Raw genomic sequence first — 15435 nt, 5'->3', positions numbered from 1 at the left:
AACGTCGACGCCATCGGCCCCACCGCGACCGAGCCGAGGAAGCCACTCGTCGGCGACCCGCCGTCGATCCAGCCCTTGCCGGACGCCGTGGAGTAACCAAGGCCGAAGGTCTTGTCCAGGAACGCCCACAGAAAGATGAACCCGGTCAGAATGCGCAGAGACGCGAGGGCGCAGGCCACTGCGGAGTGCGCGCGCGAGTCGGCGTGTGCCGACACGGCGGATGCGGGGGCGGAGGCTCGGTGCCGACGGAAGGTCGGCCGGTGGAAGACCGAGCTCCGGTGAGAGTGCTCGTGCGCGGTCATGACTGTGATCCCTCCAGGGTGATCAGGTCCTGCTTCGCCTGACGCCTCTCACTCTCGTCGGATGCGCGGCGTTGTGCCGGATGCCGAAGGTCTCGACCGATTGGGCTGAACGTCCCTGCGCGCGGGCCTGTCGGTCGGCGAGCCGTGCCCTGGCAGGCAAGGCCCTTTGGTCCCGCTCCTGGGGCCTGACAGCCCTGGGCGAGGGCCGCTCCTCACAGGAGTCTGGAGCCGCCGACCAAACGATCGGGAGGAGCGGAGCAGATGACTGCCAAGAAGACCGGCACCCACCTCAGCACCATGGTCGCCGTACAGGTACGGGCGGAAGGAAATGTGGACGAGGAAGCTCTCGGATACGTCAAGACCAAGGTCGACGCGCTCCTCAGTCGGCCGGGGATTCCAGTCGCCAGTGGTGAGGTGAGGATCAGCAAGGCAGCGGCGCATCACACCGCGCAGCCCTGGTCCGCAGTGGCCGAGCTTGTCATGCGGAGCACGCACATGGTCGTTCATGCCCAGGAGGCGACGGCACATGAACTGGCGGATCGGCTGCAGGACCGGCTGCGCGGCCAGATGACAAGGGCTCTGCATCGCGACGAGGCCGCCCGCAGGTCGGCCACCCCGCCTCCGTGGCGCGGTGGCCGAGTTGACGGCTGACGGCTGACGGCTGACGGCTGACGGCTGACGGCTGACGGCTGACGGGGCCAGGTTCAGGCATCTCTGGCCCCGCCCGCCATGACAGAAGGCGCCGGCCCCACACGAGGGCGCCGGACACCGGCCGCCCCTTCCGACGACCGGGAGCACGCTTCCTGCACGGGCGGGCTGCCGCGTTCGGTGCGGGTGCGGTGAGCGCCCCGGCGGTCCTCTTCAGCCGGTGACACGGCCGCCGGCGACGTCGATGGTGAGTCCGGTCAGCCAGGAGGCGTCCTCGGAGGCGAGGAACAAGGCGGTGCGGGCGACGTCGTCCGGGGTTCCCATGCGGCCCAGCGGATGCATGACGGCGACCTTGGCCTGCACGGCGACGGGCATGCGGGCCTCCATCGTCTCCGTGAGGACGGCCGAGGGGGCGATGCAGTTGACGCGGATCCCATGCGGTGCGACCTCGGTGGCCAGGTGCCGAGTGAGCATCACCAACCCGGCGTTGGCTGCACCATAGGCGAGATTGGCCTGGCTGGGTTGGCGACCGGCTGCCGAGGACATGGTGATGATCGAGCCGCTGCCGCGCTCGACCATGCCCGGCAGGAACGCGCGGATGGTGACGAACGCCGACGTGAGGTCGGAGTCGATGACCTCACGCCAGCGTTGCTCGGTCAGTTCCACGGACGGGACAGGGAAGCCCTGCCCTCCAGCGAAGGCAGCCAGGACGTCGACCGGACCGAGCCGGGACTCGGCCTGCCGGCGCGCCTCGTCCACCGCGGAGGAATCGGTGACGTCGGCGACCGCGCTGATCGCCGTGCCGCCCTCGTCGGTGATACCGGCGACGACCGCGGCCAGGGCTTGAAGGTCCCGTCCGACAGCGCAGACCTTGGCGCCCTGGGCTGCGAAGGCTTGTGCGGTCCGGGCACCGATGCCGCGCGATCCGCCTGTGATGAATACGACCTTGCCGCTCAGGTCGGGGAAGTTGCCAGACATCTGTAGTGGCTCCTTGGTTGGGGATGGTTGGTCAGGACGAGGCGGGGTGGGGCTCTTGCCCGTGTGGCGTGCGGCGGCGGGTGCGCGGCAGCAGCACTGCGACGAACAGCAGCCATACGGTGCCGCCGAAGCGGACAACCGGCAGGAGGTAGGCGAAGCCGGAGGCCAGCAGGGTCAGTGTGGAGAGCATCCCGGCGGCGGCGATCAGCAGTCCGGTCCAGGTCACCGCGCGCGGCAGCAGGCCGGCCAACAGGCCCGTCACCGAAATCCCGGCGGTGAACAGGGCGTACATCACCGCATAGGCGGGGCCACCGGACAGGAATGACAGGTCCGCGAGCACGCGGGCGAGGGTGGCGGGGGCGTCTTCCGACAGGCGACCGCTGCTCCAGGTGAACATCGCGCTTGCGGTCAGCGCGCTGCTGGCCAGTACTCCCCCGACCAAGGTGATCGCCGAGCCGGGCGCGGTGATTCCCAAGGCCCGCAGCCGCCGGTAGAACACCGCGGCGCACAGCGCCAGCGGCACTGCGGAGGCGAACAACAGGAAGGAGCCCAGCCTGATCGCGGTGTCATGGCTGCGGGCGTAGTGCAGGACCGCAAGGCCGGAGGCGTCGGGGTGTGGGGTGGAGCGGTTCACGACCACGTAGGCGATGGTCAGCGCGGTGAACGCCAGGACGGGGGCCAGGAGCGGCGGCCCGGACTGCGGGCGTCGCGTCCTCTCCACCGGGCGTGAGGGGGCGGGGGTAATGGCCATGACTTCTCCAGGGGTCAGCGATTACACACGATAATGATTACAGCTTGGAACGATTGTCAAGCGTGTATGATGCCGTCATGAGCACCAGTAACGAGGACGGGAGCCCGGCGCTCCGCGGCGGCGTCGCCTTCCTGCTGGCGCAACTGGGAGCCCACGCGGCTCAGCTGTTCGCCGAGCGGATCGCCGCCCTCGACCTGACTCCCGCACAGGCCGGACTCCTACGCCTGCTGGCCAGGACCCCCGGCCGGAGCCAGCGCGAACTGGCCGACGACCTCGGCATGCCGCCGAGCCGCTTCGTCTCCTTCGCCGACGATCTGGAGGAACGCGGCCTGATCGAGCGCCGCCGGAACTCCAACGACCGGCGCCTGTATGCACTGCACCTGAGCGAACACGGGCTCGAGACGCTGGCCCGGCTGCGCGAGGCGGCGGCAGCTCACGAGCAACACCTGTGCCAGACACTGTCCCCCGACGAGCACCAGCAGTTGGCCGGACTGCTCAGACGCCTGGCCGAACAGCAGGAACTCACCCCAGGGGTGCACCCCGGCTACCGGTCGCTGCGAGCCGACCGCCCCGCCCGCAACCGGTGATCGGCAGCCGTCGGCCTCCCCGACGGCGGAGCGACTCCTGGGAGGAGTCGGCGAAACTCGCTCGACTGGTGGCTTCCGTGAGGAGATCCTCTGGGCATGGAGTTCCTCTGCTACCACCGTGACCGGCCCGGCTCCTTGACGCTGCGCCACGCACTACTGGAAGAGCACTGGTCCTATATGGACCGGTACGCGAAGGAAATGATCGCCCGGGGCCCGACACTCGCCGACGACGGCGACACCCCCACCGGCAGCGTGCACATCGTCGATCTGCCCGATCCCGCCGCTGCCCGTGCGTTCGCCTTCGACGAGCCGACCTACCAGGCCGGCGTCTACCGGGACGTGCTGCTGCGACGGTGGCGCAACACTCTGGGGCGCACCATGTGGGACTTCCCCGGCGGCCGGACCGGTGGCAACCGGTACCTGGTGCTCGGCCTCGGCGAGGGGCAGCCCGCCGACCTCACGGTGCCGTACGACCGGGACGAGTTGATCGCCTACGGGCCGCTGCTGTCCGACGACGGTGAGGTCTGGCTGGGCACAGCCGCGCTCGTCCGGGCACCGGACCCGGACACGGCACGCGCCATCCTGACCTCGGACCGGTACGCCGACATCGAGGTGCACAACTGGCAGTTCGGCGGGCGCGTGTGATGACCTGAGGATGTCGGGCCGACGGCGCCACTGAAGCCCTTCGGGCGCAGGTTCAGGCAGTGACTCTGCGAACCAGCGACGTCCGCGAGCGTACTCAGGTCGGCTCCGTCGGCACCCGGGTCAGGTCTGCCCCTGGGGGGAACGTTCGGCGTCCCCGGCGAGGAACCTCCGAAGTAGCCGATGGAGAACGGCCGGTTGTTCCAGGTGCAGGTCGTGTCCGGTCCCGGGGATGCTGACCGCCACCGTCTGCGGCCGACGGCCGAGCATGCCGCTGATCTCCTCCGGCGGGATGATGCCGGACTGTCCCAGCACGACCAGGGTCGGGCAGGTGATGCTCGCCCACTCGTCCCAGAAGGAACGCCGGGCGTTCTCCGCCAGGGAGTCGACCATCACATCGCGGTCGAAGCGAGGCCACCAGCCATCGTCGCGTTCCTCGAGACCGGCGGCCCAACCCTCACCGACCGGTCCACCGCCGTGGAACGCGACGGCGGCCTCGCGCGAGGTGAACGGCCTGGGCCACGAGTCGAGCCATCCGCCGATCTCCGCCTGCACATTGGGGTTCGGGCCACCGGGACCGGCCTCGACGAGCACGAGCGCGGAGACGAGGTCAGGATGCGCGGCAGCGGTGAGCATGGCCGCGTGACCGCCTAGCGACTGGCCGACCAACACGGGACGATGCAGGCCGAGTGCGTGAAAGACGGCGACGACGTCGGCGACGTAGGCGGCGCGGGACACATCGCCCGGGTTGCGCTCACTGACTCCGTGTCCGCGCTGGTCCACGGCGACGACACGATGACGAGCGCTCAACTTCCCTGCGAGAACATCCCATTCACCCGCATGACCGGCAAGCCCGTGCAGGAGGACAACGGGTGGGCCCGATCCGCCCCAGTCGCGGCAGGAAAGGCGGACACCGTCGCGCACCACGGCGTACTCGGTCCAGGTCATGCAGGGCCCTCCAGACATTTGGTGCAAGCGGTGAGACGGCGGCGCTCGGGGTGGTGGTGGGCCCGCGGCATCCAACGACCACTTCCTTCAACTCTACTGACACAGCAGGCACGGCAGCGGAAGCGGTCCGGGCCGGCGACATCCGGTGATGCCCCTCCTTGTGTGTCCCGGCGGATTGCTGGCGGGAAACGGCCACGGCGCAAAACCGCCTCGGCCCGTCTTCCCCGCACCACCCCTCCGTCTGCGAAGGTAGCGCCACCGCAGCACCAACCAGCGTCCGCAGTACGCCTTTCGGGCCGTACCGGCGTGGGTGAATTCGGCACACGTGGCATGGGCGGTCAGACGCCGATGCCAAGACTTGGGAGAGCGATGCGCTCGATATCGCGTACAGCCCTGGGGGCGGCAACAGCCGCCGTCCTGGCCGTCACCGCGGCCTTGCCCTCCGTGGCGCAGGCGCCCGGGGACACCGCCACACAGAAGAGACCTCTGACAGGAAGTTCCGCTGCCGCGGCGCGCGGCGCGGGTTCCGTCGTCACGCTCGTCACCGGCGACCGGGTCCTGGTCACCAAGGACCCGTCGGGGCGGAGCTCAGCGACCGCGCTGCCCGCCTCGGACGGCAGCGCACCGCTCGTCCAGACCCGGCAGATCGGCAAGGACCTCTACGTCTATCCCGAGAGCGCCGCCGCGGCGATCGCCGCGGGCCGTCTCGACGAAGAGCTGTTCAACGTCACCGGCCTGGTACGCCAGGGCTATGACGATGCGCACTCTGACGTACTGCCGCTCATCGCCGTCTACGACAAGTCCGTCGACGTCGCCCGTAGCGTGCCCGCGACCCCGCACGGCGCGAAGCGCGGTCTCGTCCTCGACGCGGTCGACGGCGTCGCGCTGAAGGCCGACAAGAAGAACGCCGCCTCGTTCTGGGCCGACATCAGCAGCCCGCGCTCCCGGGCGGCCGGTGCCGTGAAGAAGCTGTGGCTCGACAGCAAGGTCCAGGCCACTCTGGACAAGTCGACGCGGCAGGTGCACGCACCCGAGGCCTGGGCCGCCGGGTACGACGGCAAGGGCACCAAGGTTGCCGTGCTCGACACCGGCGTCGACGCCGAACACCCCGATCTCAAGGGGCGGATCGACGCCTCCGAGAACTTCACCGACTCGCCCGACACCACCGACCGTCAGGGTCACGGCACCCACACCACCTCCACGGTCGGCGGCACCGGAGCGGCGAGCGACGGCAAGAAGCGGGGCGTCGCGCCGGGTACCGAGCTTCTCGTGGGCAAGGTGCTCAACGACTCCGGTTCCGGTGCCACTTCATGGATCATCGCCGGCATGCAGTGGGCGGTCGACCAGGGCGCCGACGTCGTCTCCATGAGTCTCGGCAACCCGGCCCGCACCGACTGCTCCGACCCGATGGCCACAGCCACCGAGGAGTTGGCCCGCACCAGCAAGAACACCCTGTTCGTCATCGCGGCGGGGAACACGGGGCCGTCGCTCAACTCGGTGTCCTCGCCGGGCTGTGCGCCGAGCGTGCTCACCGTGGGCGCCGTCGACCGGGACGATTCCACCGCGTGGTTCTCCAGCCGTGGCCCCGCCTATGACTCGCACACCCTCAAGCCCGAGATCGCCGCGCCCGGCGTGGACATCTCCGCCGCCGCCGCGGGCGGCCGAGGCGTCTACGCGTACCAGAGCATGAGCGGCACGTCGATGGCGACCCCGCATGTCGCGGGAGCGGCCGCCATCGTCAAGCAGCGGCACCCCGGCTGGACCGCGCAGCAGATCAAGGCCGCACTCGTGTCCTCCGCGGACAGCGCCATCCCGGGCGACGTCCGCGAGACCGGTGGCGGACGCCTCGATGTGAAGGCCGCGATCGACCAGAGCGTACTCAGCGCCCCCGCAGTGCAGGGCGGCAGCTTCAACTGGCCACAGGGCAAGGCAGACCGCACCACGGTCGACGTGCCCTACACCAACAACAGCGACAAGCCGGTCACGCTGAACCTCAGCGTGCAGGGCGTCACCGGCAACGACGGGTCCGCCGTCCACTCGGCCCTCGCCAAGCTGGGCGAGAAGTCGGTGGCCGTGCCGGCGGGCGCCACCGTCAAGGTGCCGCTCCGACTGGACCCGTCCGCCTCGCTCAAGGCGAGCCAGTACGGCGACATCACCGGCCGCGTCATCGCCACGGACGGCAAAGCCTCCGTCTCCACGCCGTTCTCGCTGTACGTCCAGCCGCAGACCGTCAGCCTCCGCGTCAAGGTGGTCGACCGCAGCGGCAAGCCTGCCGCCGGCTCCTCGTCCCTGGACCTCATCGGCACGGACGACGCGACCGGCGAGCGGCGTTACAACGACGGCGCCGCCGAGCAGACGTACCAGGTGCGTCCCGGCAGCTACTTCCTCTCTTCCTTCATCACCACGCCGGACAGTGACAGCAACCTGGTGAACTCCGTGGCGTACGCGGCCCGTCCGCAGCTGGAGATCGCCAAGGACACCACTGTCGTCCTCGATGCGCGTCAGGCGCACCGGCTGTCCGTGCGCACCGACCGGCCCACCGAGAACGGCGACGCCACGCTGGCCTTCTCCCGCTCCTGGGGCGGCACTTGGCAGCACGCGGGCTCGCTGAGCGGCGGACGCTCGGTCAAGGGCTACTACGCCGATGTCGAAGGCCGCGCCAAGGAAGGCGACTTCGAGTTCGGTAGCTACTGGCGCCGGTACGCCCCGCAGATCACCGACTTCGGGGTCGTGGACGGGCCGCGCCTGCACCCGGTCACCGGCAGCACCGGCTCCGTCAACCTCGACGGCACCGGCAAGGCCGCGGTCGTCGACGCGGGTGCCGGCACCGCCGCGGAACTCGCCTCGGCCCAGGTCAAGGGCAAGATCGCACTGGTTCGTGTCCCGGACGACAGCACCTCCGTCCTGCAGCAGGCCAGGGACGCTCAGGCGGCCGGAGCCGTCGCGCTCGTCGTCTACCATGACTCCGCCGCGCGTTGGTACCCCAGCGTCGGCTACACCGGCGGTTTCGTGCCGGTGCTCGCGCTTCCCGCTGACGAGGCGAAGACGGTCCTGGACCGGCTGTCCTCCGGCCCGGTCACCCTCGACTGGCAGGCCACCGCCGCGAGTCCGTACGTGTACAACCTCGCCTTCCCGGAGAACGGCCCCATCAACTCCGACCGCGCCTACCGCGTCCGGGACACCGAACTCGGCAGCACCGAGGCCACGTACCATGGCATGGGTGTGGCCGGCGACTACCTGGACATGGTCACTGCGCACCGGCCGAACGCCGATGTCCCCGTGACCGGCTTCTTCGACCAGGTCGCGGTGCCCGGCAAGCGCACCGAGTACTACTCGGCGGGCGACACCGGCTTCTCACAGGCGCTCTCCAGCAGCTTCCCCTGGGGCGAGTACATGGTGGGCACCGCCCACACCTACAAGGCCGGAGCGCAGCGCACCGAAAGCTGGTACGGCGGCGTCGTAGGCCCGACCACCCCGCGTGACGCCTCGGGCAAGGAGCAACTCGCCGCCGAACGGCAGGGCAACCTCATCGGCGTCGCTCCCGGCTTCTGGGGTGACAGCGAACACGCCGGGATACAGGGTTCGTTCGGCGACACCGGCGCGATGACGCTGCGCATCAACGGTCAGGAGGCCGGCTCCAGTCCCTTCCCCTCCGGTGTATTCGAGGTCCCGGCGGCCGACTCGGCGTACGAACTGACCCTGCACACCGCCAAGTTCGGACAGCCTGCGCAGGTGTGGAAGCGGTCCACGTCGACCGAGACCACCTGGTCGTTCCGCTCGAAGCTCGACGAGAACGTGTACTCGCAGGGGCTGCCTCTCCTCTTCCCGCAGTACCAACTGCCCGAGGACGGGCTGAAGACGCTGGCCGCGACTGACGGGCAGAGCATCACCCTCGGCGTCACCGGCCATGCCGGTTATCAGCCGGGCGCCCTGCGGGCCGCGAAGCTCTCGTACTCCTACGACGGCGGCACCACCTGGTCCAAGGCGGCGACCGCCGAACATGAGGGGACCTGGACCGCGACGGTGAACCACGCGGGCGCCTCCGGTAAGCAGGTCACGCTGAAGGTCGAACTGACGGACACGAACGGCAACTCCGTCACCCAGACCGTGACCCGGGCGTACGACGTGCGGTAGTACCAGGCCACAGCCACCGATCGCCGGGCGGCACCCCCCACGGGGGTGCCGCCCGTTCTCGTGGAACGCACGCCGGCTCTATGGTGTCCCGCATGAAGTTCCGAGGTGACCGCGAGAGTCTGGCAGCCGGCGCGCGAGCCGCCCTGGAACGGAACTTCCCTGGGTCGCGGACGGTGTTGCTGGGGTCGCTCGCGGCGGGCAACGCGGACGCCTTCAGTGATATCGACGTCGAGTGGCTGGTGCCCGACGACCTGTTCGCCGCGTGTGTGGCGCGGGTCGGAACCGTTCTGCACACGGTGCAGCCCGTGGCCGAAGTCCGCAGCGACCCGGACTTCCTTCATTCCGATCGGCGCCGCTTGTTGTTCGTCCGTTTCGAGGAGGTGCCGCTGTTCTGGCGACTCGATCTGTCGGTGCGAGCGCTGTCCATCGCCGACGACGCGGACTACGACCGGGCGAATCCCGGGGCGCGGGCCCGCGAGGGCGAGTGGTCACGGCCGGCCAGTGCGCTGGCCAACGCGGTCGGCGCCGTCGAGGCCGTGGCCAGGCACCGAGCAGCTGACGCTCGCGGGCTCGTGAACCGCGGTTTCGCCGGCGTCGGCGAAGCCGACTCGGCCACCGGAGCGTGGAAAGAGGACATCGAGCGCCTGGCCCGGACGGCGGCGCGCCGCAACCTCGACTGGCGGCGCTCGCCGAACAGGTTGCGGCACTGGCCGACGAGCACCTCGGCCACCACACGAAAGGCGTCGCCTGAAGGGCGGGCCTCGACGCCGTCGGTCATGGATCGGGGCGTCGACCGGGATCACGTCAGCCTGGTTCGCGTACGGGGGGCTCGCCTTCGGCGTGCCCCCGTCGTGGCATCGGGGTTCAGCCGGTCGTCGAGCGGTTGAGCGCTTCGACGGTGTCGACGAGGGGCGCGAGGCGCGGGTCGGCGCTCGCGCTGTCGAGTGCTTCGCGCAGGGCCGTGTCGTGGGTGGGGCGGGCTTCGGCCAGAAGGGTGAGCCCGGCGGTGGTGACGTCGGTGTAGATGCCGCGGCGGTCGGTCGCGCACAGGTAGCGGGACAGCAGGCCGCGGTCCTCGAGGCGAGTGACCAGGCGGGTGGTGGCGCTCTGGCTGAGTACGACGGCTTCGGCGACCTGGTTCATGCGCAGGTGACCGCCCTCGCCGCTGTGCTGGTGACTGAGAACGTCCAGGAGGGAGTACTCGCGCACGCTCAGGTCGTGGCCGCTCTGCAAGGCGCGTTCGATGTGCGTCTCGATACGGCCGTGCAGGAGTGAGAGGGCGTACCAGCCGTGGGCGAGCCCGATGGTGGCCGAGTCAGTGGCGGTCATGGCCTCTCCTTCCGCGACGCTGCCGCTTCTTGCGGCGCTTGCAAATATACAGCGCCCGCAATCGTTGTGTTTGCAATTAGGCGGCGTCTGCAATTATTGTCGGAGCTCGTAAGACGCACAAGCAATCATATGGAGGTTGCGTCATGCCTCTCGCGCTCCTCGCCCTGGCCATCGGTGCCTTCGGGATCGGAACCACCGAGTTCGTGATCATGGGCCTGCTGCCAGAGATCGCCGGAGACTACGACGTCTCCATCCCCACCGCGGGCCTCCTGGTCACCGGCTACGCGCTCGGCGTCGTCGCCGGCGCCCCCCTGATGACCGTGCTCGGCACCAAGGTCAGCCGGAAGAACATGCTCATGCTCCTCATGGGCCTGTTCGTGATGGGCAATCTGCTCTCCGGGCTCGCGCCGAGCTTCCCCCTGATGCTCACCGGCCGCATCGTGACCTCCCTGGCCCACGGCGCCTTCTTCGGCATCGGCTCCGTCGTCGCCGCCGACCTGGTCGCCCCGCACAAGAGGGCCGGCGCCATCGCCACCATGTTCACCGGGCTGACCGTCGCCAACATCCTCGGAGTGCCGCTCGGAACCTTCATCGGCCAGGCCGTCGGCTGGCGGATCACCTTCGCAGGCGTCGCGGCGCTCGGCGTCATCGGGCTGCTCGGCGTCGCCAAGCTCGTCCCAGCCGTGCCCCGCCCCGAGGGCGCCAACCTGCGCCGGGAACTGGCCGCCTTCCGCAACGCCCAGGTCGTCCTGGCCATGGCGATGACGGTGCTCGGCTTCGGCGGCGTCTTCGCCGCGATCACCTACATCGCCCCGATGATGACCCATGTCGCCGGCTACTCCGACGGCGCGGTCACCTGGCTCCTGGTGCTGTTCGGCGTCGGTATGTTCCTCGGCAACCTGATCGGCGGCCGTTACGCCGACCGTGCGCTGATGCCCATGCTGTATGCCACCCTCGGCGGCCTCGCCGTCGTGCTGGCGTTGTTCACCCTCACCGCCCACAACAAGATCCTCGCGGCGGTCACGATCCTGCTCATCGGCGCCCTCGGCTTCGCCACCGTTCCCCCGCTCCAGAAGCGCGTACTGGACCAGGCCCATGGCGCACCCACGCTGGCCTCCGCCGTCAACATCGGCGCGTTCAACCTCGGCAACGCGCTCTCCGCCTGGCTCGGCGGCATCGTCATCTCCGCCGGCTTCGGATACACCGCCCCGAACTGGGTCGGAGCCATCCTCGCCACCGCCGCCCTCGGCCTCGCCTTCTGGTCCGCCGCCCTCGAGCGCCGCACGTCCAGCACGGCCGTCACCCCTGCAAGCGCCCCCATGCCGCAGGCCCCCGTCCATCACTGACCCGAGCCCGAGCGCATCTCAGCGCCCAGGCCATCCGCCACACCCTCACTCAGCTCAGTTACTGAAGGACCGAACCACCATGACCACCCCCGCCATCCCCACCGTCCTGCTCAACAACGGCGTCGAGATCCCCCGGCTCGGCTTCGGCGTCTTCCAGGTACCCGACGATCAGACCGCCGCGGCCGTCACCACCGCCCTTGAGGCCGGCTACCGCAGCATCGACACCGCCGCGATCTACGGAAACGAGACCGGCGTGGGCCAGGCCCTCGCCGCTTCCGGGCTACCCCGCGAGGAACTGTTCCTGACCACCAAGCTGTGGAACGCGGAGCAGGGCTACGACGCCACCCTGCACGCCTTCGACGACAGCCTGGCCAAGCTGGGCCTCGACTACGTCGACCTCTACCTCATCCACTGGCCCACTCCTGCCCGTGACCTGTACCTGGAGACCTGGCGCGCCATCGAACGCCTGACGCAAGAGGGCCGCATCCGAGCCGCGGGCGTATCCAACTTCCAGTCCACCCACCTGCAGCGACTGCTGGACCACAGCGCGCTGGTTCCGGCGGTCAACCAGATCGAGCTGCACCCCGGGCTGCAGCAGGCCGAACTGCGCGCCTTCCACGCCAAGCACGGAATCGCCACCGAAGCATGGAGCCCGCTGGCCCAAGGTGCGGTCCTGGGCGACCCCGCACTGACCGAGATCGCCACCCGTAGCGGCAAGTCCCCGGCACAGGTGGCGCTCCGCTGGCACCTGCAGCTCGGCAACATCGTCATTCCCAAGTCGGTCACCCCGGCCCGCATCCGCGAGAACCTCGACGTCTTCGACTTCGAGCTGACCGACGAGGAGATGACCGCGATCAGCGCGACGGACCGGGGCCTGCGCACCGGCCCCCACCCCGACGACTTCAACTGATCTGCCGCACGGGCCGGCCTGGGCAGGCGGCTCTCAGGTAAAACCCGCTCCGGGCGCGCGCCGCCATACGCTCGCCCGGAGCGCAGGCATGAATCGGTTTCCGTGTCTGCGACGATCTGACTGCTTTGGGCGCTGCCCCCCGTCGCTCTCCTCGTTGTTTTCTTCCTCTACCCGCTCCTCCTCGTCGTCCAGCAGTCCCTCCAGCCGGACACCGGCGGCACCTCGTTCCAGCCGTACGCCGACGTCTTCGCCTCCGGCGCCTTCCGCGAGGCCCTGTGGACGACGGTCTGGCTGGCACCGGCGGCCACGGCCGGATGTCTGGTCCTCGGATTCTTCCTGGCCCTCGTCATCGCCTTCGTACCGTTTCCCGGGGCGCGGGTCGTCGCCAAGTTCATCGATGTCTTCCTGTCCTTCCCGTCCTTCCTGATCACACTGGCCCTGCTGTTCATCTACGGCACGGTCGGCATGGCCAACGGAATGTGGACGGACGTCACGGGTGCGGCCGAGGGGCCCTTCCAGTTCCTCACCACGCCCTGGGGCGTGCTGCTCGCCGAGATCACCTACTTCACGCCGTTCGTGATGCGGCCGCTGCTCGCCGCCTTCTCGCACCTGGACACCGCGCAGTTGGAGGCGGCCAGTTCGCTGGGCGCCCGTGCGCCCCGCATCATCCGGCAGGTGATCCTGCCCGAGGCGCTGCCCGCACTCGCGGCCGGCGGGAGTCTCGTCCTGGTGCTGTGCCTGAACGAGTTCGGCATCGTGCTGTTCACCGGGGCCAAGGGCGTCACGACGCTCCCGATGCTCGTGTACGGCAAGGCGATCCTGGAATCCGACTACCCGGGCGCCTGCGTGGTCGCCGTCGTCAATGTCCTGATCTCCGTGGGGCTGTACGGCCTCTACCGGGTGGTGAGCCGTCGTGCTGGTGCATAGCCGCGGGGCGAGGTGGGCCGTCCGGGCCCTGTTCCTCGTCCTCTTCGTCCCCCTGTTCGCCCTGCCTCTGCTCGTCGTCCTCGCCGCCTCGTTCGCCACCCACTGGTCGAGCGTCCTGCCCTCCGGCGCGACCACCGCCCATTACAGCGCCGCCACCCACGGCGAGGCCCTCCATGCCTTGACCACCAGCCTGGTCACGGCGGCCGCCGCGAGCCTGATCGCGCTGGCCGCGGGCGGCTGGGCGGCACTCGCGTCGGCCGCGCTGCCCAAGCGGTTGCGCAGGCTGCTCGACACACTTTTCGTCCTGCCCGTCGCCGTGCCCTCCGTCGTCGTGGGACTCGCGATCCTCGTGGCCTTTTCCAAGCCGCCGATGCTGCTCAACGGCACCCGTTGGATCGTGATCGCCGCGCACACCGTGCTGGTCACCGCCTTCGCCTACCAGTCGGTGTCCGCCGCGATCGTGCGCCTCGACCCGGCGTACGAACAAGCCGCCGCCTCCCTCGGCGCCCGGCCCGGTTACGTCCTGTGTCGCGTCAAGCTGCCGCTCCTGCTGCCGTCTCTGACCGCGGCGGCCGGGCTCTGTTTCGCCCTGTCCATGGGCGAGTTGAGCGCCACGATGATGCTCTATCCGCCCGACTGGACACCGCTTCCGGTCCTGATCTACGCGGCCACCGACCGTGGCTCCCTGTTCGCCGGCTCCGCACTCGCCGTGCTTCTCATGACGGCGACTCTTCTGGTCCTTCTCGCCGTCTCCCGCATCCGCACCAAGGCCTCGTACCGGTAGCCCGGTAGCGCCTCTCCCGAACAATCTCCCTTTCCCCGCAAGGAGTTCACTTCGTCATGCCCAGGAACACGCTCAAGCTCGCGATCGCCCTGACCGTCCTCGCCGCTCCCGCGCTGTCCGCCTGCGGCGGCTCCTCCGCCGCCTCGGACCAGAAGGTCGTCACCGTCTACAGCGCCGACGGCCTCAAGGGTGAGAACGGTGACGGCTGGTACGACCAGGTCTTCAAGGACTTCGAGAAGAAGACCGGGATCAAGGTCAAGTACGTCGAGGGCGGCTCCGGGGAGATGGTGCAGCGCACCCTGCGCGAGAAGAACAACCCACAGGCCGATGTGCTCGTCACCCTCCCTCCGTTCATCCAGCAGGCAGACGGCAAGGGCCTGCTGCAGAAGTACACCCCGAAGGGTGCCGCCCAGATCGACGGCGCCGACAAGGCGGCCGACGGCACCTGGACCGCCGTCGTCAACAACTACTTCGGGTTCGTCTACAACAAGAAGGAGCTGAAGCAGGCACCGACCACCTGGGAGGAACTGCTCCAGGGCACCTACAAGAACAAGCTCCAGTACTCCACGCCCGGTGTCGCAGGCGACGGCACCGCCGTCCTGATCAAGGCCCTGCACGACTTCGGCGACGAGAAGTCAGCGATGGAGTACCTCCACAAGCTCCAGGACAACAACGTCGGCCCTTCCGCCTCCACCGGCAAGCTCGCCCCCAAGGTCGACAAGGGCGAGCTGCTGGTCGCCAACGGCGACGTGCAGATGAACTTCGCCCAGTCCAAGACCATGCCGAACCTCGGCATCTGGTTCCCGGCCCGCGCGGGCGGCAAGCCCACCACCTTCGCCCTGCCCTACGCCGCCGGCTTGGTCACCAAGGCCCCGCACAGCGAGAACGGCAGGAAGCTCCTCGACTACATGCTCGGCCGGACGGCGCAAGCGCAGGTCAGCGAGATCGGCGGTGGCTTTGCCGCCCGCCGGGACGTCAAGGCCACCGACGCCAACGCGATCGCCCTGAGCAAGCTCATGGACGGCGTCGAGGTCTTCGAGCCCGGCTGGGACACCATCGGCCAGGACCTCACCTCGTACGTCGACGCCTGGAAGTCGGCCACCGGCAGCTGAGGAGCGGCACGCGGTCGCCGAAGGAGGTCGGCTGTAC

14 protein-coding genes and 1 pseudogene are annotated in these 15435 nt (G+C 69.4%); 10 read left to right on the top strand and 5 right to left on the bottom strand.

Features of this window, described 5'->3' with window-relative positions:
* A pseudogene (locus ACWDEX_RS30875) lies at positions 1–302 on the bottom strand (hypothetical protein); the annotation flags it as partial.
* A gap of 261 nt (positions 303–563) precedes the next feature.
* On the opposite strand from ACWDEX_RS30875, the gene ACWDEX_RS30870 reads away from it, so the two are divergent.
* Complete coding sequence (locus ACWDEX_RS30870) at positions 564–953, top strand: hypothetical protein (protein WP_450467759.1); 390 nt, start codon at positions 564–566, stop codon at positions 951–953.
* 210 nt (positions 954–1163) lie between these two features.
* Here ACWDEX_RS30870 and ACWDEX_RS30865 read toward each other — a convergent pair whose 3' ends face one another.
* Together ACWDEX_RS30865 and ACWDEX_RS30860 are read right to left on the bottom strand one after the other, a co-directional pair.
* Positions 1164–1928, bottom strand: coding sequence for an SDR family NAD(P)-dependent oxidoreductase (locus ACWDEX_RS30865; protein WP_450467758.1), 765 nt, complete (start codon positions 1926–1928; stop codon positions 1164–1166).
* A 31-nt stretch (positions 1929–1959) separates the two neighbouring features.
* On the bottom strand, positions 1960–2679 hold the full coding sequence (locus tag ACWDEX_RS30860) for a DUF4386 domain-containing protein (protein ID WP_450467757.1): 720 nt from the start codon (positions 2677–2679) through the stop codon (positions 1960–1962).
* 77 nt (positions 2680–2756) lie between these two features.
* Between ACWDEX_RS30860 and ACWDEX_RS30855 the strand changes: the two genes are divergently transcribed.
* Both ACWDEX_RS30855 and ACWDEX_RS30850 read left to right on the top strand, forming a co-directional pair.
* Positions 2757–3266 carry a MarR family winged helix-turn-helix transcriptional regulator gene (locus ACWDEX_RS30855; RefSeq protein WP_450467756.1) on the top strand — a complete coding sequence of 170 codons (510 nt, stop codon included), beginning with the start codon at positions 2757–2759 and terminating at the stop codon, positions 3264–3266.
* Positions 3267–3362: 96 nt separating this feature from the next.
* Positions 3363–3911 (top strand): YciI family protein, encoded by a 549-nt coding sequence (locus tag ACWDEX_RS30850; RefSeq protein WP_450467755.1) that lies wholly within the window; start codon positions 3363–3365, stop codon positions 3909–3911.
* Positions 3912–4031: 120 nt separating this feature from the next.
* Here the strand turns inward: ACWDEX_RS30850 and ACWDEX_RS30845 are convergent, their stop codons facing one another.
* Positions 4032–4856, bottom strand: coding sequence for an alpha/beta fold hydrolase (locus tag ACWDEX_RS30845; protein WP_450467754.1), 825 nt, complete (start codon positions 4854–4856; stop codon positions 4032–4034).
* Between the two features lie 369 nt (positions 4857–5225).
* Between ACWDEX_RS30845 and ACWDEX_RS30840 the strand changes: the two genes are divergently transcribed.
* Positions 5226–8990 (top strand): S8 family peptidase, encoded by a 3765-nt coding sequence (locus tag ACWDEX_RS30840; protein WP_450467753.1) that lies wholly within the window; start codon positions 5226–5228, stop codon positions 8988–8990.
* 92 nt (positions 8991–9082) lie between these two features.
* Entirely contained in the window at positions 9083–9877 is a 795-nt protein-coding gene (locus ACWDEX_RS30835; protein ID WP_450467752.1) for a hypothetical protein, read from the top strand.
* On the opposite strand, the gene ACWDEX_RS30830 is transcribed toward ACWDEX_RS30835, so the two are convergent.
* Entirely contained in the window at positions 9855–10319 is a 465-nt protein-coding gene (locus ACWDEX_RS30830) for a MarR family winged helix-turn-helix transcriptional regulator (RefSeq protein ID WP_450467751.1), read from the bottom strand. The genes ACWDEX_RS30835 and ACWDEX_RS30830 overlap by 23 nt on opposite strands.
* A gap of 143 nt (positions 10320–10462) precedes the next feature.
* On the opposite strand from ACWDEX_RS30830, the gene ACWDEX_RS30825 reads away from it, so the two are divergent.
* The 5 genes from ACWDEX_RS30825 to ACWDEX_RS30805 all read left to right on the top strand — a co-directional run bounded on the left by ACWDEX_RS30825 (position 10463) and on the right by ACWDEX_RS30805 (position 15398).
* Positions 10463–11665: an MFS transporter gene (locus tag ACWDEX_RS30825; protein ID WP_450467750.1), complete on the top strand. Its 1203-nt coding sequence runs from the start codon at positions 10463–10465 to the stop codon at positions 11663–11665.
* A 79-nt stretch (positions 11666–11744) separates the two neighbouring features.
* On the top strand, positions 11745–12575 hold the full coding sequence (locus ACWDEX_RS30820; RefSeq protein WP_450467749.1) for an aldo/keto reductase: 831 nt from the start codon (positions 11745–11747) through the stop codon (positions 12573–12575).
* A gap of 120 nt (positions 12576–12695) precedes the next feature.
* Positions 12696–13502: a 2-aminoethylphosphonate ABC transporter permease subunit gene (locus tag ACWDEX_RS30815; RefSeq protein ID WP_450467763.1), complete on the top strand. Its 807-nt coding sequence runs from the start codon at positions 12696–12698 to the stop codon at positions 13500–13502.
* Positions 13489–14286, top strand: coding sequence for an ABC transporter permease (locus ACWDEX_RS30810; protein ID WP_450467748.1), 798 nt, complete (start codon positions 13489–13491; stop codon positions 14284–14286). Before ACWDEX_RS30815 ends, ACWDEX_RS30810 begins: the two co-directional genes overlap by 14 nt.
* Positions 14287–14342: 56 nt before the next feature.
* Positions 14343–15398, top strand: coding sequence for a 2-aminoethylphosphonate ABC transporter substrate-binding protein (locus ACWDEX_RS30805; protein WP_450467747.1), 1056 nt, complete (start codon positions 14343–14345; stop codon positions 15396–15398).
* The last annotated feature ends 37 nt before the right edge of the window (positions 15399–15435 follow it).

This window comes from Streptomyces sp. NPDC001020 (genome assembly GCF_053599115.1).
This window is presented reverse-complemented; position numbering and strand designations above follow the sequence as displayed.